Origin of the sequence: Mesorhizobium sp. M0816, assembly GCF_040320005.1 — a bacterium.
Lineage (GTDB): Bacteria > Pseudomonadota > Alphaproteobacteria > Rhizobiales > Rhizobiaceae > Mesorhizobium.
The window spans coordinates 281,381-303,726 of record NZ_JAMYOT010000002.1; the positions used below are offsets into that span (position 1 = coordinate 281,381).

Annotated in this window: 18 protein-coding genes and 1 pseudogene; 8 read left to right on the forward strand and 11 right to left on the reverse strand. The window is 64.8% G+C overall.

The features are described 5' to 3' along the window. Nucleotides 1-193 precede the first annotated feature (193 nt). A complete protein-coding gene (locus NKI17_RS03555) occupies nucleotides 194-439 on the forward strand; it encodes a type II toxin-antitoxin system VapB family antitoxin (RefSeq protein WP_023676383.1) in 246 nt (81 codons plus the stop codon). After that, nucleotides 439-843: a type II toxin-antitoxin system VapC family toxin gene (locus tag NKI17_RS03560; RefSeq protein WP_352614480.1), complete on the forward strand. Its 405-nt coding sequence runs from the start codon at nucleotides 439-441 to the stop codon at nucleotides 841-843. The genes NKI17_RS03555 and NKI17_RS03560 overlap by 1 nt, the downstream gene beginning before the upstream one ends. Here NKI17_RS03560 and murJ read toward each other — a convergent pair. Next, nucleotides 818-2,416, reverse strand: a complete 1,599-nt coding sequence (gene murJ, locus NKI17_RS03565) for a murein biosynthesis integral membrane protein MurJ (protein WP_352755992.1) — start codon at nucleotides 2,414-2,416, stop codon at nucleotides 818-820. The two genes, NKI17_RS03560 and murJ, sit on opposite strands and share 26 nt — an antisense overlap. A gap of 46 nt (nucleotides 2,417-2,462) precedes the next feature. Beyond that, the gene (locus tag NKI17_RS03570; RefSeq protein ID WP_352577462.1) at nucleotides 2,463-5,261 is read right to left on the reverse strand and encodes a [protein-PII] uridylyltransferase; all 2,799 of its coding nucleotides are present in this window, start codon (nucleotides 5,259-5,261) and stop codon (nucleotides 2,463-2,465) included. A gap of 227 nt (nucleotides 5,262-5,488) precedes the next feature. Between NKI17_RS03570 and NKI17_RS03575 the strand changes: the two genes are divergently transcribed. The 3 genes and pseudogenes from NKI17_RS03575 to NKI17_RS03585 all read left to right on the forward strand — a co-directional run bounded on the left by NKI17_RS03575 (nucleotide 5,489) and on the right by NKI17_RS03585 (nucleotide 9,352). Further along, the gene (locus NKI17_RS03575; RefSeq protein WP_352623210.1) at nucleotides 5,489-7,993 is read left to right on the forward strand and encodes a heavy metal translocating P-type ATPase; all 2,505 of its coding nucleotides are present in this window, start codon (nucleotides 5,489-5,491) and stop codon (nucleotides 7,991-7,993) included. A gap of 43 nt (nucleotides 7,994-8,036) precedes the next feature. Beyond that, the gene (gene copM / locus NKI17_RS03580; protein WP_352623209.1) at nucleotides 8,037-8,423 is read left to right on the forward strand and encodes a CopM family metallochaperone; all 387 of its coding nucleotides are present in this window, start codon (nucleotides 8,037-8,039) and stop codon (nucleotides 8,421-8,423) included. Between the two features lie 109 nt (nucleotides 8,424-8,532). Continuing rightward, nucleotides 8,533-9,352 (forward strand): annotated as a pseudogene (locus NKI17_RS03585) (aldo/keto reductase). Between the two features lie 96 nt (nucleotides 9,353-9,448). Here NKI17_RS03585 and mutS read toward each other — a convergent pair. Continuing rightward, nucleotides 9,449-12,097, reverse strand: coding sequence for a DNA mismatch repair protein MutS (gene mutS / locus NKI17_RS03590; protein ID WP_352905437.1), 2,649 nt, complete (start codon nucleotides 12,095-12,097; stop codon nucleotides 9,449-9,451). 203 nt (nucleotides 12,098-12,300) lie between these two features. On the opposite strand from mutS, the gene NKI17_RS03595 reads away from it, so the two are divergent. Continuing rightward, complete coding sequence (locus tag NKI17_RS03595; protein ID WP_352570223.1) at nucleotides 12,301-14,580, forward strand: NADP-dependent malic enzyme; 2,280 nt, start codon at nucleotides 12,301-12,303, stop codon at nucleotides 14,578-14,580. A gap of 183 nt (nucleotides 14,581-14,763) precedes the next feature. On the opposite strand, the gene NKI17_RS03600 is transcribed toward NKI17_RS03595, so the two are convergent. Further along, entirely contained in the window at nucleotides 14,764-15,756 is a 993-nt protein-coding gene (locus NKI17_RS03600) for an adenosine kinase (RefSeq protein WP_352591197.1), read from the reverse strand. Between the two features lie 213 nt (nucleotides 15,757-15,969). On the opposite strand from NKI17_RS03600, the gene NKI17_RS03605 reads away from it, so the two are divergent. Then, the gene (locus tag NKI17_RS03605) at nucleotides 15,970-16,731 is read left to right on the forward strand and encodes a sulfate transporter family protein (RefSeq protein ID WP_352570221.1); all 762 of its coding nucleotides are present in this window, start codon (nucleotides 15,970-15,972) and stop codon (nucleotides 16,729-16,731) included. On the opposite strand, the gene NKI17_RS03610 is transcribed toward NKI17_RS03605, so the two are convergent. The 4 genes from NKI17_RS03610 to NKI17_RS03625 all read right to left on the reverse strand — a co-directional run bounded on the left by NKI17_RS03610 (nucleotide 16,662) and on the right by NKI17_RS03625 (nucleotide 19,901). Further along, nucleotides 16,662-17,660 (reverse strand): proline racemase family protein, encoded by a 999-nt coding sequence (locus NKI17_RS03610; RefSeq protein ID WP_352570220.1) that lies wholly within the window; start codon nucleotides 17,658-17,660, stop codon nucleotides 16,662-16,664. The two genes, NKI17_RS03605 and NKI17_RS03610, sit on opposite strands and share 70 nt — an antisense overlap. 14 nt (nucleotides 17,661-17,674) lie before the next feature. After that, nucleotides 17,675-18,478, reverse strand: coding sequence for an isocitrate lyase/PEP mutase family protein (locus tag NKI17_RS03615; RefSeq protein WP_023676373.1), 804 nt, complete (start codon nucleotides 18,476-18,478; stop codon nucleotides 17,675-17,677). Nucleotides 18,479-18,555: 77 nt separating this feature from the next. Continuing rightward, a complete protein-coding gene (locus NKI17_RS03620) occupies nucleotides 18,556-19,413 on the reverse strand; it encodes a hypothetical protein (RefSeq protein WP_352905407.1) in 858 nt (285 codons plus the stop codon). 77 nt (nucleotides 19,414-19,490) lie between these two features. Further along, a complete protein-coding gene (locus NKI17_RS03625; protein ID WP_352905408.1) occupies nucleotides 19,491-19,901 on the reverse strand; it encodes an SRPBCC family protein in 411 nt (136 codons plus the stop codon). A gap of 82 nt (nucleotides 19,902-19,983) precedes the next feature. On the opposite strand from NKI17_RS03625, the gene NKI17_RS03630 reads away from it, so the two are divergent. After that, on the forward strand, nucleotides 19,984-20,568 hold the full coding sequence (locus NKI17_RS03630; protein ID WP_352905410.1) for a TetR/AcrR family transcriptional regulator: 585 nt from the start codon (nucleotides 19,984-19,986) through the stop codon (nucleotides 20,566-20,568). A 33-nt stretch (nucleotides 20,569-20,601) separates the two neighbouring features. Here NKI17_RS03630 and NKI17_RS03635 read toward each other — a convergent pair whose 3' ends face one another. From NKI17_RS03635 to NKI17_RS03645, 3 genes are all read right to left on the reverse strand, one after another. Further along, entirely contained in the window at nucleotides 20,602-21,258 is a 657-nt protein-coding gene (locus tag NKI17_RS03635; RefSeq protein ID WP_023676370.1) for an HAD family hydrolase, read from the reverse strand. Then, complete coding sequence (gene dut, locus NKI17_RS03640) at nucleotides 21,258-21,743, reverse strand: dUTP diphosphatase (RefSeq protein ID WP_023676369.1); 486 nt, start codon at nucleotides 21,741-21,743, stop codon at nucleotides 21,258-21,260. The genes NKI17_RS03635 and dut overlap by 1 nt, the downstream gene beginning before the upstream one ends. 84 nt (nucleotides 21,744-21,827) lie before the next feature. After that, nucleotides 21,828-22,298: an Lrp/AsnC family transcriptional regulator gene (locus tag NKI17_RS03645; RefSeq protein ID WP_023676368.1), complete on the reverse strand. Its 471-nt coding sequence runs from the start codon at nucleotides 22,296-22,298 to the stop codon at nucleotides 21,828-21,830. Nucleotides 22,299-22,346 lie beyond the last annotated feature (48 nt).

A 22,346-nucleotide genomic window follows, 5' to 3' on the forward strand; every position in this document is an offset into this window, starting at 1 on the left:
AGAAACAAAAACCCGCCTTGCGGCGGGTCTTCGGCGCCAATGAGCACCCATACCGAAGTTACTAGCATAGCTGCCGGCACAAAGCAAGAACAAAATAGCTCGCCTCGGCAATCGCTTCGATTTGGCTTAGGGCCACATTGACGGACTGATGTAGATAGCTACATAATATTTGCTACACAGCGGAAGCAAAACAATGACGATCAACATCAACAACAAGGAAGCGGACAGCCTGACGCGGGCTTTTGCCAGGCTTGAAGGTGTCGGGATCACCGAGGCAATCGTGATCGCCATGCGCGAAGCCTTGGAGCGCCGACGCAATCGCGAGACGCCGCTGGAGACGGCGGCACGGCTCCGGGCCGAGTTCGGTATTGAGCTGAGCGAGCAGGCGCGCAAGCCGCTGCCGCGCTCGGTCTACGACGAATTGTCCGGCGAAGACTGATGTTCATCGATGCTGCCGCTATCGTTGCCATACTGAGCAACGAGACCGAAGCCCCGCGCTGCGCGCAGGCGGTCATGAAAGCGTCGGCTCCGTTCACGTCGGCGATCGCGGTTTGGGAAGCCGCGATGGCGCTTTCGCGATCGGAAAAGCTGGCCGTACCGGTCGCCACAAGCTTCAAGATAGTCAGCCGTTTTCTCGAAGAGCGTGGAATCACCTTGCGGGAGCTTCCGCCTTCCTCTGACGCAGCATCTCTGTCAGTCGAGGCTGCGTCGCGGTTTCGCAACAACGCTGGCCGCCTCAACATGGCCGACTGTTTCCACTACGCCTGTGCGCGCTACTACGCCGTTCCGATGCTTTCGACGGCGGACGAATTCCGCTTCACGGATCTGGAGACTGTTGCTTGACCGGCTGGGAGCCCTTGCGCCCGATATTGCGGCGGATCATGCCGAAATCGGCGCCGCCGGTGGCGAAGGCGGTGACGAAGTAAAGCAGCGCCCCGCCGGCGACGAGCGCAAGCAGGGTTACCGCCTTGATCACCAGCGGCGAGCCGGAGCCGAGACTTGCGGCGAACCAGTGCTCGGCAAAATAGAGCGCCGCGGCCATCACCGCCGCCGACAGCACCAGCCGCGGGATGCGTTTCATGAGCGGCACGTCGCGGCCCCAATGGCCGCGCCGGATCAGCACGGCGAGCAGCATCGCCGCATTGACCCAGCCTGCGACAGCGGAGGCAACGGCAATGCCGGGCGCGCCCATGGTCGGAAACAGCGTCAGCGCCGTCGTAATGTTAACCGCCACCGAGATGGCGGCGAAAATCATTGGCGTGCGCGTGTCCTCGCGGGCGAAATAGCCTGGGGTGAACGCCTTGATCAGCACGAAGGCCGGCAGGCCGAGGCCGAAGATCGCCAGGATTGCCGCGACCGTCGGCGTCGAATTGTTGGCGGCAAAGGCGCCGCGCTCATAGACCAGCCGCACGATCGGCTCGGACATAACCAGCAGCGCGGCCGCCGCCGGCAAGGTCATGAAAAGGGTAAACTCGACCGAGCGGTTCTGCAGATTGGCGGCCTCGACCAGATTGCCTGATTTCAGTGCCCGCGACAGTTCCGGCAAAAGCACGATGGCGACGGCGACGCCGACGACGCCCAGCGGCAGCTGGTAGACGCGGTCGGCATAGGCCAGCGACGACACCGCGCTGTCCTGCGCCGATGCGATCGCCGTGCCGATCAGCTGGTTGATCTGGGTGATGCCGCCGGTGATCGCCGCCGGCAGCGCCAGGATCAGCAGCCGCTTGACGTTCGGCGTCATCTTCGGCCGCCGGAAGCCGATCGAAATGCCGGCATGGCGCACCGCCGCCCAGACGATCGCCAGCTGCACCAGGCCGGCCGCCAGCACGCCCCAGGCCAGGCCGAAACCAACGGTGCCGGCGTCCGAACCCTTGTACCAGGCATAGGCAAGCACGGCGATAAGGATGACGTTGAGGAACACCGGCGCCACCGCAGCGGCGAAATAGCGGCGCAGCGAATTCAGCATCCCGGCCATCATGGCGCCGAGCGACATGCAGATCAAGTAGGGGAACATGACGGTCGCCAGCGCCACCGTCGTCTCGAATTTTCCCGGCGTGTCGGCAAAGCCCGGCGCCACCAGGTAGCGCACGATCAGCGGCATCGCCAGTTCCATGGCGATGGTCAGCGCCAGAAGCGCCGTGAACAAGACGCCGAACACCTCTTCGGAAAAGCGCTTGGCGCCGTCGGTGCCGTGTGTCTCGATCTCCTTGGCGAACAGCGGCACGAAGGCGGCATTGAAGGCGCCTTCGGCGAACAGCCGGCGAAAGGTGTTGGGAAACTGGAAGGCGGCGTTGAAGGCGTCGGCGATCGGCCCGGTGCCGAGTGCGGCAGCCATCAGCATCTCGCGGCCGAAACCGAGGGCGCGGCTCATCAGCGTGCCGGAAGCGACCGTGGCGAATTTCTTGACAAGGCTCATGCGCTTGAAGACTGCCTGTGCGATTGGGGCAAATGGAAGGTAACAGTCACTCGGCGGCCGTTTTGGTCTTGCCGCGCTCGGACGCCGTGCCCTCGAGCACCGCGATCAGCCTGTTGCGGATGGTCGCCGTACGCGACGGGCTGTCGATCTTCTGGCCGGTGAGATCGGTGACGTAGAACGTGTCGATGACTTTTTCGCCGAAGGTGGTGATGTGGGCCGAGGCGATGTCGAGCGACAGGTCCGACAACATGCCGGTGATCTCCGACAGAAGGCCCGGCCTGTCCAGCCCCTCGACCTCGATCACCGAGAAACGGTTCGACAGCGTGTTGCGGATCTCGGCGCGTGGCGGAATACGGAAAACCTTGGCGCCGCGCCGCGGCTTGGTCCGCTTCTCGATCATTTCGGGCAGCCAGCTCTTGCCCGACAGCACGTCCTCGATCAGCCGGCCGACGCGCTCGGCACGGCGGCGCTCGTCCTCGTCGAGGTCGAACTCCCTCGAGATCAGGATGGTGTCGAGCGCCCGACCATCCGAGGTGGTGAAGATCTGCGCGTCTACGATGTTGCCGCCGGCCGCGGCACAGGCGCCGGCAATCACCGAGAGCAGGCGCGGATGGTCCTGCGCCAGCACCGTGATCTCGGTCACCGCCTCGAACTGGTGGGTTTTCACCATGGTGGCGAGCTTCTTGCCGGCGTGATCGGCCTCGCGGATGAATTCGGCATGGCGGAGCTGGTCGGGAAGATCGACCGCCAGCAGATAGTTCTCGTAGTGCTGGCCGACATAACGCTTGCGGGCCTTTTCCGGCCAGTCGGCAAGCGCCTCGGCCAGTTGTTCGCGCGCCGCCGCCGTCCGTTTGGCGCGCGACACCTCCGAAAACCCGCCGGTCAACAAAAGCTCGGTCTCGTAATAGAGCGTACGCAGCAGCTGGCCCTTCCAGCCGTTCCAGACCCCAGGCCCGACGCCGCGGATATCGCAGACGGTAAGCACAAGCAGCATCTTCAGCCGTTCGACCGACTGCACGATGGCGGCAAAATCCTCGATCGTCTTGCGGTCGTTGAGATCGCGGGTCTGCGCCGTCATCGACATGACGAGGTGGTTCTCGACCAGCCAGGCGACCGTTTCGGTGTCGGCCGGCGAGAGCCCCATATGCGGGCAGATGCGCCGGGCGATCCTGGCGCCGGCTTGCGAATGGTCCTCCGGCCTGCCCTTGGCGATGTCGTGCAGCAGCACGGCGACATAGAGCGCCTCGCGGCTCTTCTTCAGCCCCGGCATCAGCGAGTGGGCGAGTGGATGGATCTTTTCCCCGTCGCCGCGCTCGATCTCGGCCAGCACCCCGATGCAGCGGATGAGGTGCTCGTCCACCGTGTAGTGGTGGTACATCGAGAACTGCATCATGGCGACGATCTTGCCGAAGTCCGGGATCAGCTTGGCCAGCAGTCCGGCCTCGTTCATGCGCCGTAGATTGAGCTCGGCGTTGCGGTCCGAGGTCAAGATGTCGAGGAACAGCCGGTTGGCTTCCTCGTCGCGCCGCAGTGCCTTGCCGACGAGGCCGAGCGAACGGGTCAAAAGCTTCAGCGCATCGGGGTGAAATTCCAGGCCGTGCTTGTCGGCGAACCAGAACAGCCTGAGGAGATTAACCGGATCGCGCTCGAACACCTCGTCGTCGGCAATGTTGATGCGGTGGTTGTCGACGATGAAATCGGCCGTGCCGGCGAGCTTGCGCTTGCGGCGCGAAAAGGTGAGGAAAATGCGGTTGAAGCCCGGCACATGCTTGGCCTGCTCCTCCTCGAGCGCGGCGCAGAAAATGCGGGTTAGGTCGCCGACATCCTTGGCGACGAGGAAGTAGTGCTTCATGAAGCGTTCGACCGCCGACAGGCCGGGATGGGTGGTGTAGCCCAGCCGCTCGGCAATGTCGCGCTGGATGTCGAAATGCAGCCGCTCCTCGGCCTTGCCGGTGAGGAAATGCATGTGGCAGCGCACCGCCCATAGGAAATCCTCGGCCTTCTGGAATTCCCTGTATTCGGCGTCGGTGAAGACGCCCTTGTCGACCAGTTCCTCGCCGGTGCGCACGCGGTAGAAATATTTGGCGATCCAGAACAGCGTCTGCAGGTCGCGCAGGCCGCCCTTGCCGTCCTTGACGTTGGGTTCGACCAGGTAACGGCTCTCGCCGGCCTTGGCGTGGCGCTCGTCGCGTTCGGCGAGCTTGGCCTGGACATATTCGGGGCCGGTGGTGCGCACCACCTCGTGGTCGAAGCGTTGCAAAAGCTCGTCATAGAGCTTTTGCTCGCCCCACAGGAAGCGCGCCTCCAGGATCGAGGTGCGGATGGTGATGTCGGTGCGCGACAGCCTGAGGCACTCGTCGATGTTGCGGGTGGCGTGGCCGACCTTCAGCCCGAGATCCCACAGCATGTAGAGCATGTATTCGACGATCTGCTCGCCCCATGGCGTCTGCTTGTAGGGCAGGAGGAACAGCAGGTCGATGTCGGACCCGGGCGCCAGCGTGCCACGGCCATAGCCGCCGACGGCCACGACCGCCATGCGCTCGGCCGATGACGGGTTTTTGACGCGATAGACATGGGTGGCGGCGAAGTCGTAGAGCGCGCGGATGATCTCATCCATCAGATGCGACAGCCGGGCGGCGCAGGCGGTACCGCTGCCATCGTCCATCAGCATGCGTTCGGCGACCGTGCGGCCGTCAGCGAGCCGGCTTTTGAGAAGCTTGAGAACGCCGCTGCGCGCGGCCTTGCCGGAGCCGTCGCCTGCCGACGCCTCGGTCAGTTCGGTCATCTCGCGGCGCAAGGCTTCGCCGTCGATCAGTTCCTCGAGCTTCAGGGATATTCTTGCCATAAATGCCGTTCGGCCTCGCCGTTTCGGCGGCGTCTATAGCGCGTTTTCGCGGCGCTGGGTATGGGGCGGACGGACGCGTTCTCCGCAGCCGTGGAACGGGACGATCGTCTCATGCCCGCGGCCGGTGCAGTTTGGGCCTGGCCACGAAAAATCGAAATCAGCCCTTGACCTTCCAGTTACTGGAAGCACTACTTCCGCCGCAACATCGAAATACAGGGGCTTTCGGCATGACGCATTCCGATCACCATCATCACGCCCATGGCAGCTGCTGCTCGCCAAAAGGCGTCTCCTCTGCTGCGGACGCCGTCGTCCGCGATCCGGTCTGCGGCATGACCGTCGATCCGGCTGCCGGCAAGCCAACGGCCGAGCATGACGGCCATCGCTATCATTTCTGCAGCGAAAGCTGCCGTTCGAAATTCGTCGCCGAACCGGAAAAATACCTGACCGCAACCGATCCCGTCTGCGGCATGAGCGTCGACCGTGCCACGGCCAAGCACTTTTTGCGGCACGAGGGCCGGGGCTTCTATTTCTGCTCGGCCGCTTGCCAGGCGAAGTTCGAAACCGAGCCGGCAAAATATCTCGGCGACAGGCCGGCGCCGCAGCCGATGCCCAAGGGCACGCAATACACCTGCCCGATGCATCCGGAAATCATCCGCGACAAGCCCGGCTCCTGCCCGATCTGCGGCATGGCGCTGGAGCCGATGGGCGTGCCGACCGGCGACGAGGGACCTAACCCCGAACTGGTCGACTTCACCAGGCGCTTTTGGGTGAGCGCGGTGCTGTCCGTGCCGTTGCTGGTCATCGCCATGGCGCCGATGCTCGGCCTGACGTTCCAGGCCTTCATCGACGACCGCGCGAAGGTCTGGCTGGAGCTGGCGCTGGCCAGCCCGGTGGTGCTGTGGGCGGCATTCCCGTTCTTCCATCGCGGCTGGAACTCGGTCCTCAACCGCAGCCCCAATATGTGGACGCTGATTTCGCTCGGCGTCGGTGCCGCCTATCTCTACAGCGTCGTCGCCACGCTGTTTCCAGGCCTCTTTCCGCACCAGTTCCGCGGCCATGACGGCACCGTGCCGGTCTATTTCGAGGCGGCGGCGGTGATCGTCGCGCTGGTGTTCCTTGGCCAGGTGCTGGAATTGCGCGCCCGCGAGAAAACCGGCTCGGCGATCCGCGCGCTGCTCGACCTGGCGCCGAAGACGGCGCGGCAGATCGGCGCGGACGGTTCCGAAAACGACGTGCCGCTCGAAACCGTCAAGGCCGGCGACCGCCTGCGCATCCGCCCCGGTGACGCCGTGCCGGTCGACGGCATTGTGCTCGAAGGGCGCTCGTCCATCGACGAATCGATGATCACAGGCGAGCCGCTGCCGGTCGAAAAGACCGAAGGCGACAACCTCACCGGCGGCACGCTCAACAAGAACGGTTCGCTGATCATGCGCGCCGAAAAGATCGGCGCCGAGACGACGCTGGCGCGCATCGTCGAGCTGGTCGCCAAGGCGCAGCGTTCACGCGCGCCGATCCAGGGGTTGGCCGACCGCGTCTCGTTCTACTTCGTCCCGGCCGTCGTTCTGATTGCCATCATTGCGTTTGTCGCCTGGGCGATCGTCGGACCGGAACCCAGCCTGGTGTTTGCCATCGTCTCGGCGGTCTCGGTGCTGATCATCGCCTGCCCCTGTGCGCTCGGCCTTGCCACGCCAATGTCGATCATGACCGCCACCGGGCGCGGCGCGCATGCCGGCGTGCTGATCAAGGAAGCGGCGGCGCTCGAGCGCTTTGCCTCGGTCGATACGCTGATCGTCGACAAGACGGGAACGCTGACCGAAGGCCGGCCCAAACTGACCGACGTCATCGCGGTCGAAGGCATGGCACAAGACGAGCTGCTGGCGCTCGCCGCCGGTCTGGAAAAAGGCTCGGAGCATCCGCTGGCCGAGGCGATCGTCGAAGGCGCCCGCGAACGCGGCGTGAAGGTCCCCGACGCCGGCGGTTTCGAGGCCGTCACCGGCAAGGGCGTTTCCGGCACGGTCTCGGGGCAGAAGGTAGCGCTCGGCAATGCCGCGATGATGGTCGATCTCGGCATCGAGACGGCTTCGGTCCTGGCCAGCGCCGAGGCGCTGCAGGCCGATGGCAAGACCGTGATGTTCGTCGCTGTCGCAGGCAAGCTCGCCGGTCTCGTCGCCGTTGCCGACCCGATCAAGGCGACCACCGCCGAGGCGATCAAGGCGCTGCATGACAGCGGGCTGAAGATCGTCATGGCGACCGGCGACAATGAGCGCACCGCCAAGGCCATCGCCGCCAAGCTCGGCATCGACGCGGTGCGTGCCGGGCTCTTGCCCGAGCAGAAGAACGCGCTGGTCGAGGAATTGCGTGCAAACGGCGCCGGCGTCGCCATGGCCGGCGACGGCGTCAACGATGCGCCAGCGCTGGCCGCCGCCGATGTCGGCATCGCCATGGGCACAGGCGCCGATGTTGCGGTCGAAAGTGCGGGAATTACGCTGGTCAAGGGCGATCTCAACGGCATCGTCAGGGCGAGGACGCTGGCCCGCGCGACGATCCGCAACATCCGCCAGAACCTGTTTTTTGCTTTCCTCTACAATGTGCTTGGTGTGCCGGTTGCTGCCGGCGTGCTTTATCCGCTCACCGGCACGCTGCTGTCGCCGATGATTGCGGCGGCGGCGATGAGCCTGTCTTCGGTTTCGGTGATCGCCAACGCATTGCGGCTCAGGACGTTGAAACTCTGAGTAAAACTTCCAGATAGACCCTGTTCAAAAAAGGAGACGACGAATGACGTTGGCCAAGAAGATCGTGCTGCTGATGATGGCGGCGGGAATGCTGCTTGCCGTTTTCCTCGAAAGCGTTCCGGCACAAGCCGAGGAGATGAAGCACGAGATGGGCGCAATGGGCGCGCAGAGCCCCTCGAGCGAGGGCTACAAGGCGGTGATGGACAAGATGCATACCGACATGATGGCAATCGAATATTCCGGCAATGCCGATGTCGATTTCGCCCGCGGCATGATCCCGCATCACCAGGCGGCCATCGACATGGCCAAGATCGAGCTCGCCAATGGCAAGGACCCGGAAATCCGCAAGCTGGCGGAAGCAGTGATCGCCGCGCAGCAAGCCGAGATCAAGCAGATGCAGGACTGGCTCACCGCCCATCCGGTGAAGTAGGCGTCACGCTGTCGGGGAATCCGGGCGAGAGGCTTCACCTGGATTTCTGCTTCACCTGGATTTGCCTTGGCGGCTATGGTGCTATCCGGGCCTCGGACTGGAGCATGCCATGCCATCGACGATAAGAACGACCACCCTGCCCTGCGGCGAAGCTGTGCCGGTGCTCGGCCAGGGCACCTGGAAGATGGGCGAAGACGGCCGCCGCCGTGGCGACGAGGCCAATGCCCTGAAGCTCGGGCTGGATCTCGGCATGACGCTGATCGACACCGCCGAAATGTATGCCAGCGGCGGTGCCGAGGAGGTGGTGGCGGAGGCCATCGCCGGGCGCCGCGACGAGGTTTTCCTGGTCTCCAAGGTGCTGCCGTCCAATGCCTCGCGCGCCGGCGTGAAACGGGCATGCGAGAACAGCCTGAGGCATCTCGCCACCGACCGCATCGATCTCTATCTCTTGCATTGGCCGGGCAGCGTTCCTTTGATGGAAACGGTAGAGGCGTTCGAAGCGTTGAAGGCGGCCGGCAAGATCCGCCATTGGGGCGTCAGCAATTTCGATACCGGCGAGATGGAGGAGCTGGTCCGGTTGCCGGCCGGCGGCAACGTCCAGACCAACCAGGTGCTCTACAATCTGTCGCAGCGCGGCGTCGAGTTCGACCTCGCCCCGTGGAGCCGGCAACGCGGCATGCCGCTGATGGCCTATTCGCCGGTCGATCAGGGGGTATTGGCGCGCAACGCCAGGTTAGATGCCATCGCCGCCCGCCACGGTGCGACGCCGGCGCAGATCGCACTTGCATGGGTGATGGCGCTGGAGGGCGTCATCGCCATTCCGGTAGAATGTCGCGGCGTTGGAGATCGAGCTCACGAGCGAAGATTTCGCCGAAATTGACCGCGCCTTCCCACCGCCGAGGCGGAAGTCGGGCCTGGCGATGATTTGAGGGGTGGGGCGGAAGGCAAGCCAAAGCAGCGTTCCGTCACACCCCCTCTGTCCGGCAGGACAGAGGGGGGTGCCGTAGAGCGCTATCGGACGAGCACTACTTCCCAGCCATCCCCTTCAGCCGGTACAGCGCCTCCAGCGCTTCCCTTGGCGTCATCTCGTCGGGATTGATCTCCGCTAGCGCCAAACCCAGCCCATCACTCTTCACCGGCTTCGACGCCTCCCGCTTCGCTGCCACGGAAAACAGCGGCAGGTCGTCGACCAGACGGTTGGCCTTGCCCGAGACCTCGCCTGCTTCAAGCTGGTGCAGCACTTCCTTGGCCCGGCCGACGACGGCCTCTGGCAGGCCGGCCAGCCGCGCTACTTGGACGCCGTAGGAACGGTCGACCGCACCCTTGCCGACCTCGTGCAGGAAGACCACGTCGCCCTCCCATTCCTTGACCCGCATGGTGACGTTGGAGAGCCGCGGCAATTTTCCGGCCAGCGCCGTCATCTCGTGGAAATGCGTGGCGAAGATCGCCCGGCAGCGGTTTTTCTCGTGCAAATATTCGACCGCCGCCCAGGCGATCGACAGGCCGTCGAAAGTGGCGGTGCCGCGGCCGATCTCGTCGAGGATGACCAGTGCGCGTTCGCCTGCCTGGTTGAGGATCGCCGCCGTCTCGACCATCTCGACCATGAAGGTGGAGCGGCCGCGCGCCAGATCGTCGGAGGCGCCGACCCGCGAAAACAGCCGGTCGACGACGCCGATATGGGCTGATGCCGCCGGCACGAAGGAGCCGGTCTGGGCGAGGATGGCGATCAGCGCGTTTTGCCTGAGGAAGGTCGATTTGCCGCCCATATTGGGGCCGGTCAGCAGCCAGATCGCGCCGGCCTTGGCATCGCCTTGCGGCGACAGATCGCAATCATTGGCGACGAACGGGCCTTCGCCGGAACGCCGCAGCGCCTGTTCGACCACCGGATGACGTCCACCCGAAATCTCGAAGGCAAGGCTCGCATCGACCAGCGGCCGGCACCAGGCCTCGCTCTCGGAAAGCAAGGCAAGTGCGGCCGAAACGTCGAGCACGGCGAGCGCTTCGGCGCCGGCACGGATCGTGTCGGCCTGGCCGACCACTTCCGCCGTCAGCGCCTCGAAAGCGGCAAGCTCGATCGCCAGCGCCCGGTCGGCGGCGTTGGCGATCTTGGTTTCCAGTTCGGCGAGTTCCGTGGTGGTGAAGCGCATGGCGTTGGCCATGGTCTGGCGATGGATGAAGCGCGCCTTGGCGCCGTCGCTGCCGGTCATCAGCGCATGGTGGTTAGCGGTGACTTCGATATAATAGCCCAGCACATTGTTGTGCCTGATCTTCAGCGAGCGGATGCCGGTCTCGTCGATCAGCGAACGCTCCAGCCCGGCGATCACCTTTCGCGACTCGTCGCGCAGTGCCCGCATCTCGTCGAGTTCGGCGTGGTAGCCGCCGCGGACAAAGCCGCCGTCGCGCCTGAGCAACGGCAGCTCGTCGCTGAGCGCCTGTGCCAGATGCGTCGCCAGATCACTGGGCAGTGCCTTGATAGCTCCCAACGCCGCGGTCAGTTCGGCCGGCAATGCGGTTTGGCCGAACAGTTCGGCGATGGCGCCGGCCGCTTCGAAACCGGCGCGCAGCGCGCCGAGGTCGCGCGGGCCGCCGCGGTTGAGCGCCAGCCTGGACAGCGCCCGCGGCATGTCGGCGACGCTCTTCAGGCTTGCCCGCACTGCCTGGCAGAGGCGCGTTTCGGAGCGGAAGAACGACACCGAGTCCAGCCTTGCGGCGATGGCCGCCGGGTCGGTCAGCGGCGCCGTCAAGCGGTCGGCGAGCAGCCTTGCGCCGCCACCGGTCACCGTGCGGTCGATCGCCTTGAACAGCGACCCGTCGCGGCTGCCGGACAGCGTGCGCAGCAGCTCCAGATTGGCGCGCGTCGCCGGGTCGATGAACAGCGTCGAGCCCTGCTCCTCGCGCTCCGGCCGCGACAGCGGCGGCCGCTCGGCCTTCTGCGTCTTTTCGACATAGGCGATGACGCCTGAGATCGCCGACAGCTCGGCGCGCGAAAACGTGCCGAAACTATCCGGCGTTGCCACCTCGAAGAAGCGGGCGATGCGGCCGGCGGCCGAAGCCGAATCGAACAGTGACGGCGGCTGCGGGCTGGCGACGCGGCCGAGCACGTCGAACACCGGTTTCAGCTCCGGGTCGTAAAACACCGGCTCGGCGACGATCAGCTCGCGCGGATCGACACGGAAGACGTCGGCGAGCAGCCGGTCGGCGGTGGTCTCGGCGACGCGGAAGACACCGGTCGAGATCTCGATCCAGGCCAAGGCGAAAGCGTGCTCTGCCCCACCCTTGACCCGTCCCAGCGCCATCAGAAAACTCGATTCCGACGGCGCCAGCAATTTGTCCTCGGTGATGGTGCCGGGCGTTACCAGCCGCACCACGTCGCGGCGCACCACCGATTTGCCGCCGCGCTTCCTGGCCTCCGCCGGATCCTCGATCTGCTCGCAGACAGCGACGCGGAACCCCTGGCCGATCAGCTTCTGCAGATAATCGTCGGCGGCATGCACCGGCACGCCGCACATCGGGATGTCGAGCCCCTGATGCTTGCCGCGCTTGGTCAGCACGATGCCGAGCGCCCGGCTTGCCTTCTCGGCGTCGTCGAAGAACAGCTCGTAGAAATCGCCCATGCGGTAGAACAGCAGCGAATCCGGGTTCGCCGCCTTGATCTCGATATACTGCTCCATCATCGGCGTCGCCGGCGCGAAGGCCGGCGTGGCATCGTCGCTTCGAATGGGCGTCTCGTCGTTCAAGAAGCTGCTTCCAAAATTTTCCAAGCCATGCTTGGCGGTTTACAGCGGCGAAGTGTAGCCTTAATCCCGAACCTTCCACAAAAGAAAGCATGCGCACCCATCTCAAGCGGTGCCGTACGGGCGAGGAAACCAAAAGTACCATGGCCAAGAAAACCGAAAGCAACGGGCCCTCCGTCAGCGCCCAGGAGGCGTTGGAATTCCACGCCATGGGCCGTCCGGGCAAGCTGGAGATCGTCGCCACAAAACCGATGGCGACGCAGCGCGATCTCAGCCTCGCCTATTCGCCGGGCGTCGCGGTGCCGGTTCTCGCCATCGCCGAGGACCCGAGCCGCGCCTTCGACTACACGGTTCGCGGCAACATGGTCGCCGTCATCTCCAACGGCACCGCTATCCTCGGCCTCGGCAATCTCGGCGCGCTGGCCTCGAAGCCGGTGATGGAAGGCAAGGCGGTGCTGTTCAAGCGCTTCGCCGATGTCGATTCCATCGACCTCGAGGTCGACACCGAGGATGCCGACGAATTCATCAACTGCGTGCGCTTTCTCGGCCCCTCCTTCGGCGGCATCAACCTCGAGGACATCAAGGCGCCGGAATGCTTCATCATCGAGCAGCGGCTGCGCGAGCTGATGGACATCCCGGTCTTCCATGACGACCAGCACGGCACCGCCATCATCTCGGCCGCCGGCCTGATCAACGCGCTGGAAATCACCGGCCGCGACATGAAGACCACGAAAATGGTCTGCAACGGCGCCGGCGCTGCCGGCATCGCCTGCATCGAATTGATGAAGGCGATGGGCTTTGCGCCAGAAAATATCATCCTGTGCGACACCAAGGGCGTCGTCTTCCAGGGTCGCACCGAAGGCATGAACCAGTGGAAGTCGGCGCACGCCGTGAAAACCGGCGCGCGCTCGCTGGCCGAGGCGCTGGACGGCGCCGACGTGTTCCTCGGCCTCTCGGCCAAGGGCACGCTGACCACCAGGATGGTGCAGTCGATGGCCAAGAACCCGATCATCTTCGCCATGGCCAATCCCGACCCCGAGATCACGCCTGAGGAGGTCGCCGAGATCCGCACCGACGCCATCATGGCGACGGGACGGTCCGACTATCCCAACCAGGTCAACAACGTGCTTGGCTTCCCCTACATCTTCCGCGGCGCGCTCGATGTGCGGGCGACCACCATCAATGACGACATGAAGATCGCCGCGGCCAAAGCGCTCGCCGAACTGGCGCGCCAGGACGTGCCCGACGACGTCGCCGCCGCCTATCAGGGCATGCGGCCGAAATTCGGCCCCAACTACATCATCCCGGTGCCGTTCGACCCGCGCCTGATCTCGGCCATTCCGATCGCGGTGGCCAAAGCGGCGATGGACTCCGGCGTCGCGCGCAAGCCGATCCTCGATCTCGACCGCTACGCGCAGGAGCTTTCCGCCCGCCGCGACCCGATCGCCTCGACGCTGCAGCGCATCTACGACCGCGTCCGCCGCCAGCCCAAGCGCATCGTCTTTGCCGAGGGCGAGGAGGAGCAGGTGATGCGCGCCGCCGTCTCCTATGTGAACCAGCGGCTCGGCACCGCCATCCTGCTCGGCCGCGACGACATCATCAAGGAAAACGCCAGGAATGCCGGCATCGATCTCGGCAAGCAAGGCATCGAGATCATCAATGCGCGGCTGTCGCGGCGCAACTCGGTCTACACCGACTATCTCTACGAGCGCATGCAGCGCAAAGGCTTTCTGTTCCGCGACTGCCAGCGGCTGATCAACAACGACCGCAACCATTTCGCCGCCTGCATGGTGGCGCTGGGCGATGCCGACGGCATCGTCACCGGCGTTACCCGTAACTATTCGACGGCGCTCGACGACATCCGCCGCGTCATCGACGCAAGGCCCGGCCACTGCGTCATCGGCGTGTCGATCGTGCTCGCGCGGGGTCGCACCGTCCTCGTTGCCGACACCGCGGTGCACGACATGCCTGATGCCGTCGAGATCGCCGACATCGCCGAGGAGGCCGCCGGCTTCGCCCGCCGCATGGGCTACGAGCCGAGGCTCGCCATGCTCGCCTATTCGACCTTCGGCCATCCGCAGGGCGAACGCTCCGAGCGCGTCCAGGAAGCGGTGCGCATCCTCGACAAGCGCCGCGTCGATTTCGAGTATGACGGCGAGATGGCCGCCGACGTGGCGCTCAACGCCCGCGCCATGGCGCAGTATCCGTTCATCAGGCTGACCGGCCCGGCCAATGTGCTGATCATGCCGGCCTTCCACTCGGCCTCCATCTCGACCAAGATGCTGCAGGAGCTCGGCGGCTCGACCGTCATCGGCCCGCTGCTGGTCGGCCTGAACAAGCCGGTTCAGATCGTCTCGCTGAATGCCAAGGACAGCGACATCGTCAATATGGCGGCGATCGCGGCGTATAGCGCGGGGGCTTGAGGAGCGCGTAGCGGCAGCACCTCTTTCCTTCTCCCCCTGTGGGAGAAGGTGGCCGAGCGAAGCTCGGTCGGATGAGGGGTGCTCCAGCTTGGCACCGACGGCGATCCGTCCAGCACCCCTCAACCGTCTCGGCGCTGCGCGCCGATCCACCTTCTCCCACAAGGGGAGAAGGGAGAGGCGCTCCTACAACAACCCCGCCTGCTCGGCCTCGCGGCGCAGGTTCTGCCTCGGCCTTGGGCCGATTTGCTGGATGACCAGCCCGGCAGCCAGCGAGCCGAGATCGCCGCACTGCTTCAGGCTGCGGCCTTGCGTGTAGCCATAGAGGAAGCCGGCGGCGTAGAGGTCGCCGGCGCCGGTGGTGTCGACCAGCTCGCGGATCCTGGTCGCATTGATGGTGACGGTCTCGTCGCCGCGCACGATGACCGAGCCCTTTTCCGAGCGGGTGACGGCGGCGATCTTGCAGTCCTTGCGGATCCGCGCCAGCGCCTCGTCGAAGGAAGCGGTCTGGTAGAGCGACTTGATCTCGTGGCTATTGGCAAAGACGATGTCGACGGTGCCGGAGCGCATGAGATCGAGGAACTCGTCGCGGTAGCGGTCGACGCAGAACGAGTCCGACAATGTCATCGACACTTCGCGCCCGGCGGCGTGGGCGAGCTTAGCCGTCTGCCGGATCGCTTCCTTGGCGCGCGGCGGGTCCCACAGATAGCCCTCGAAATAAGTGACGGCGGCGCCCGACGCCTTGTCGGCCTCGACGTCCTCCGGGCCGAGCTCGACGCAGGCGCCGAGATAGGTGTTCATCGAGCGCTCGCCGTCCGGCGTGACGAAGATCATCGAGCGCGCCGTCGGTGGCTCGCCGCTGAGCGGCCTGGTGTCGAAGGCGACGCCCTGGGCATGGATGTCGTGCGCGTAGATTTCGCCGAGCGCGTCGTTCGAGACCTTGCCGAAGAAGGCGGCGCGGCCGCCGAAGCTGGCAACGCCCGCCGCCGTGTTGCCGGCGCTGCCGCCCGAGGCTTCGATGGCCGGGCCCATGCGGCTGTAGAGCAGTTCGGCGCGCCTCGTGTCGATCAAATTCATCGCGCCCTTGATGATGCCGTTGGTCTCCAGGAACGCCTCGTCGCACTGGGCGATGATGTCGACGATGGCATTTCCGACACAAAGCACGTCATAGTCCGGCATCAATTCATGTCTCCGCCAAAAACCCACCGGCTTTCTGCCACGCCGGGCGCGGGCGGGTCTAGCGGTTTGATGCGGCTTTGCCTAGGCCGCGAGTTATAAATCCGGGCAGAACGCATGCTTCGTATCGCGCGGTTTGCGCTTGTCTCGCGACCTGTCTCCGCCTATCCCGAAATATCGCCCATGGGCCTCGTTTGACATGGAATTGGAAACGCCGTGATCCTCGACGCCGCCCGTGCCGCCTTGAGCCGGCTGTTCTCGCCCGAATTCCGTTCTGTGTTCCTGAAGACGCTGGGGCTGACCTTGCTGGCGCTGGCGGCGCTTTGGTTCGGGATCAAGAGCTTGTTCGAATGGCTGGCCTGGCCGTGGATCGATGCATGGCTGCCCGCCCTACCCTCCTGGGCCGGATGGCTGGGCGCCGTCGTCGCCGGCATCGGCCTTGCGCTGGGCTTGGCGCTGCTCATCGCGCCGGTGACGGCGATCATCGCCGGCCTGTTCCTCGACGACGTCGCCGAAGTGGTCGAGCGCACGGATTATCCAAACGACCCGCCCGGCCGCGCCGTGCCGGCGTTGCGCTCGCTGGTGCTGGCGATCCGATTTTTCGGCGTCGTTATCCTCGGCAACATCGTCGCCCTGCTGCTGCTCTTGGTGCCGGGCGTGAACATCGCCGCTTTCTTCATCGTCAATGGGTATCTGCTCGGACGCGAGTTCTTCGAATTCGCCGCCATGCGCTTTCGCCCGGAGGCCGAGGCCAAGGCGCTGCGCAGAAAGCACTCCATCACCGTGTTCCTGGCCGGGCTGGTGGTCGCCGCTTTCCTCGCCGTGCCGCTACTCAATCTTCTGACGCCGCTGTTCGCCGCCGCCATGATGGTGCACCTGCACAAGGCGATCTCGGCACGGGAAGGGAGCTATCTCAGCAGAAAACCCCTGCCCAGTTCGTCGTCGTCCTCGACGATGAATTCGGCCCGCCCTGAGTAATAGGCGCGGCCGCCGACGCGGGCGATGATGGCGTCATGCGGCCCGGCTGTGGCCGTGCGTACGACGGCGCCGGAAAAGCGCGAGCCGGCGATGCTCTCGAACAGCCGCGTCCGGCCAATCTCGATTTGGCCCTTGGCGTGCATGGCCGCCAGCCGCGCGGTGACGCCGGAGCCGGTCGGCGAACGGTCGACCTCCGCCTCGGCGAAAACGCAGATGTTTTTGGTCGGCGTATCGGAGAACGCATCCTGTCCGTCGGTCAGGATGGTGCCGTAGAGAAAGGCGAGATCGGCATGGTCGGGATGCGACAGCGGCAATTCGGCCTTGAGCTTATTGGTCAGCGCGGTCGCTGCATCGACGAAATCGCGCACCCGGTTCTGGCCGAATTCCAGCCCGAACTGGCGGCAGTCGGCCAGTGCATAGAAGGCGCCGCCATAGGCGATGTCGAAGCCGACCGGACCATAGCCCGGCAGCTCGATCCGCTGGTTGCCGGCGAACAGAAACGCCGGCACGCTTTCGAAGGACACCGCGCCGGCCTTGCCGTCCCTTACCTCGACCGCAGCCGAAATCAGCCCGCATGGCGCCTCGACATTGACGGTCGTCATCGGCTCGCGTGGCGCCACCAGCCGCTCGTCGACGGCGTAGCGGCCGAGCGCGACGATGGCGTGGCCGCACATCGTCGAATAGCCCTCATTGTGCATGAACAGCACCGCGAGGTCGGCGCCCGGCAGGTCGGGCTCCACCAGCAGCGCGCCATACATGTCGTAATGGCCGCGCGGCTCGAACATCAGGATCTTTCTGAGATGATCGAGATGGTCGCGCACATAGGCACGCTTTTCGAGGATCGTGCCCTTGGGAATGTCGGGGTAGCCGCCGGTGACGATCCGCAGCGGCTCGCCGCCGGTGTGCATGTCGACGACGGTGAGCGTCATTCGCCGGGCCCCGCCTAGGCGGAAGATTTGGCAAACAGCGCCTGCAGCTTGCCGAACGGCATGGCGGCGCGGGTGAAGCCGAAGGTGCCATCCTGCTGGATCTCGCGCGCCGCGGTCTCCAGCATGCCGAAAGCAAAATTGGTCAGCCATGGGCCGAGCGAGATGCGCTTTACCCCAGCCATGGCAAGATCGGCGATGGTGAAGCCGGGCCTAGCCATGACGTTCACGGGCTTGGTCAGCGCCGAGCAGACGGTTCGCACCATCTCGATGTCGCCCAGGCCCGGTGCATAGAGCACGTCGGCACCGGCTTTCTCGAAGGCCTGCAGCCGCTTGATCGTGTCGTCGAGATCGGGCTTGCCCCACAGGAAATTCTCGGCCCGCGCGGTGAAGACGAAATCGCGTTTCAGTGCCCGTGCCGCTTCCGCCGCCGCCGCGACGCGATCGACGGCATGCGAAAAATCATAGATCGGCTTGGCGGGCTCGCCGGTATGGTCCTCGATCGAGCAGCCAGCGAGGCCAGCCGCCTCGGCGGCGAAGATGGTCTCGCCGGCACTTGTCGCGCTGTCGCCCTTGCCCTTTTCGAGGTCCGCCGAAACCGGCAGCCCGGTCGCCGCCGACACTTCACGGCAATGATGGATCATCGCCTCGAATGTCACCGCGCCGTCCGGCAGGCCGCGCGAAAAGGCAAAGCCGGCGCTGGTCGTGGCCAGCGCCTTGAAGCCGAATGAGGCCAAGAGCTTGGTCGTGCCGACGTCCCATGAATTGGCCATGACGAAGATCGATGTATGCAGGTCGCGAAAAATCTTGCCCTTATCCATGGATGCTCCCCTCCGGTGCGGATTATGAAGGAAATTCTAGCCCGGCGGAACGCGCCGGGCAAACAAATGCGGTTGGCTCAGAAGCGTTTGGCGTTCTCTCCTGCCAATCGGTCCAGCGCATCGGAATCCTTGACGTAACGCGAAGCGTTTTTGCCCCAATGATAGGTGACGGAAATGTCGCGTGAAGACGCCTCTGGCGGCGGCTGGCCGTCGCAGCTTTCATCGCCCGGCACTGTCGCGTCGGTCACCGTAACCTTGATGGCTGCATAGGGCTGGCCGTCGGCAATCGCCTGGAAGGCCGCATTCTGCGTCCTTCGGTTGGTGCAGAGGTTTTCGTCGAACGTATAGATCATGTCGATCAGCTCGAACCTGTCGTTGCGGACCATGACCAGCGGCGCGATCACATAGCCCTGGCTCGAATTGAAATGCGTGCTCGTGGTGATGATGACGTCATCGCCGGGCCCGATCGACAGCTTGCCCGGATCGCGAAAGTAGGTGCTGCGGTCGACGGCAACATTGACCGCGTCGAGCAAGGCCGGCTTGCCGGTGATGTCGTAGAGTGCCAGCACTGCATAACCCTCGGCGCTGTCAGGCGAGTCGCCGAGGTCGAGCAGCATCGCCAGCCGGTCCTTGCCGCCGGCCTTGATGTCGAGCACGTCGCCGCTGGAAAGACCCGACGTCGCCGGCGGCGAGCCGTCGTAGTCCGGTCCAGCGATGTGGCGCATCTCGATCGGCATCGAACCCCGGAAAAAGCCGTCCTTGTCCGCCGCCAGATCGGGAATGACCATCCTGGCGAGATCGAGATAGGTGACATCGCCGTGGCCGGGGACAGCGCTGCCGAGCTCCGGGAAGCTGACCGCCTCCGCGCCGGCCGTCGTCCAAAGACAGGGCAGCAGCAGGCAGGCAAAGATGAAACGAAGCAGGGAGAAGGTCATGCGCGCGCGCTCGTTATGTCGGGCGCGCGCAAGCTAGAGCATTTTGCGACCAAGAGGAAACCCCTGGCGTTGCCTCACTATGTTGGCTTGGCTTGGCTCGCCAGGGTCTGCTGGAAAACCGGCACCAGCTGATCCATGGCGGCTGCGAGCCACGCGCCGAGTTCGTCGGGCAGAGTGTCGTGGATCCAGACCAGGCGGCTCCGGCCCTCGCGCTCGGCAAAGACCTGCATGGAGGTATTATCGTGGGTGACCTCGTCGCCGAGCCATCCCCACACGATCCGCCGGCTCTGCTCGTCGCGGGCGATGAGCCGCTCTCGCACAATCTTGCCGTCGGCGAAAGTAAGGGCCCGCACGTCGCCCTTATCAACCCGGCAGTCGACGAAAACGCCTGGGGCTATCCGTTGGGCGCCGCCGGCGAAGTCGCCGACCGTCGCCCATACGCTTTCCGGTGAAGCATCTACGATGATTTCCCTGACTATCGAAGCCATGTTCGCTGGACCCTCTGTTAACAGGTAGACCTGTCTGTCTACATGTGGATGTATACAGACCTGTCTGCTATACGGTCAAGGCATGTCCACAGCCCGAATCAACGATCGTCCCGAAAGCCTTGCGCGCCGCCGCATCGTCGATACGGCGACCGCGCTGTTTTCTCTGGAGGGGGTCCGTGCCGTCGGCATCGACCGCATCATCGCCGAGGCCGGCGTTGCGAAGGCGACGTTCTATCATCACTTCGCGGCCAAGGACGATCTCGTCCGCGCCTATATCGAGGAGCTCAGCAAGGGAGGACGGGCGGCAATCGCGAGCCTTGGCCGGCGGCCACCTCGCCTGATGATCCTTGCGGTATTCGATCTTATTGCCGACGCGGCGGATCAGCCGGGCTACCGCGGCTGCCCGTTCCAGAACGCCGCTGCCGAATACCCCGACGCGAGGAGCCCGGTTCGCCAGGCAATCGATAAGCATCGTCACTGGAAGTGGGGCATCCTCAGGGATCTGCTGATCGCTGACGCAAATCCCGATCCGGACCGCACCGCAGACGCGCTAACAGTGGCGGCCGACGGCCTGCTTGTCGTCAGTCATCTCGACAGGCCGGCCAATCTGCGCAGTCTCATACGCGACACGGTCGACCGACTACTTGGGGCGCCGCGCCCGGTCTGAGATCGGGCGCGCATGCAGCTTGCGCAAAGGCGATCAGTGGATTGGCACCAGCCCGGCCAGTTTACGCATGTCGTCGAACAGGATGCCGCCGGCTTCGATCAGCCCGTCGCGGTCGGAAAGCGGGTCGCCGTGGTAGGAATAGACGCGCATGCCAGCGGCGATGCCGGCTGCCGTGCCGGCGACGCTGTCCTCAATGACGATGCAGTCGGCGGGCGCGAAGCCCATCGTCGCTGCCGCATGCAGGAAGAGGTCGGGGAACGGCTTGCCGTGCGCGACCATGGTCGAGCTGAACAGCGCATGCTCGAACAGCGGCAGCAGTCCGGTCTGGCCGAGCGTGATGTGCATTTTGGACACCCGTGCCGACGAGGCGACACAGGTGGCGATGCCGGCGGCGTGCACGGTTTCGATGAACTCGCGAACGTAGGGGATGGCCTCGACGCCATGCGCGAACAGGTCCGGCAGGCCGGCGTTCCAACGCTCGACGAAATCGGCGCCGAGGCTGACGCCGGTCGCCTCGACTTCCTTCTGCACCGAGACCATGCTGCGGCCGGAGAAATTCTTGCGGCAATATTCGAAGCTGGCCGGAAAGCCGGCCGCGGTCAGCCACTCGGCGAGGCGCCGATTGGCCAAGTTCTCGGTGTCGACCAGAACCCCGTCGCAATCGAAGATGACGAGCTTGGGTATTTTCATCAGGCCGTGCCGGTCGATCCGAAGCCGCCCGAGCCGCGCGTTGTGCCGCCAGCCAATGTGCGCTCCTCGACGGTCGCCTGCGTCACCGGGGCGAAGACGATCTGGGCGATCCGCATGCCGCGCGTCACCGCGAAATCCTCGTCGCCGAGATTGATCAGCAGCACCTTGACCTCGCCGCGATAGTCGCTGTCGATGGTGCCCGGCGTGTTGAGGCAGGTGAGCCCGTGCTTGAAGGCGAGGCCGGAACGCGGCCGGACCTGGCCCTCGACGCCCTCCGGAATTTCCAGGATCAGCCCGGTCGGCACCAGCGCGCGCTTTCCCGGCAGAATCAAGAGCGGCCTGTCGTCCGGGACGGCGGCGCGCAGGTCCATGCCGGCGGCGCCCGAGCTCTCATAGGCAGGAAGCGGCAATCCCTCGCCATGCGGCAGCCTGACGAAGCCGACAGCCGGACCGATGACGGAGGTGGGATAAAGTGCTGCGCGCATGAGGCTGATCCTATCGTCGCGAACGCCGGTTCAGTCAACTCGGCGGCAATGCTATCAACGGCTTTCTTTCAGCACAGTTCCGCTTCAGCGCAGTTCCATCGGAACGACCGTGGTCTCCTTGATCTCCTCCATGACGAAGGAGGCCGAAACGTCCGATAGTGCCACCTTGGCGATCAGCCGTTGATAGAGCCGGTCATAGGCCTTCACATCGGCGACGCGGGCGCGCAGGACATAGTCGAGATCGCCGGACATGCGGTAAGCGCCGGTGATCTCGGCAAAGCCGGTCACCGCCGCTCGGAATCTTTGCAGCCAGTCCGGATCGTGGTTGGAGGTGCGGATCAGGATGAACACCGAAAGGCCGAGCCCAAGCTTGTCGGCGTCGACCAGCGCCACCCGGCCGGTGATGACGCCGTCTTCCTCCAGCCGCTTGACCCGGCGCCAGCAAGCATTGCGCGACAGCGATATTCTTGCCGAGAGCTGGTCGACGGACAGCGTGCCGTCGCGTTGCAGCTCGGCCAGCAATCTCCGGTCTATTTCGTCGATTTCCGGCGCCATGTGGGATGTTTGTCCCAAAATTCAGCCTTTCACAAGGACAATTTGAGA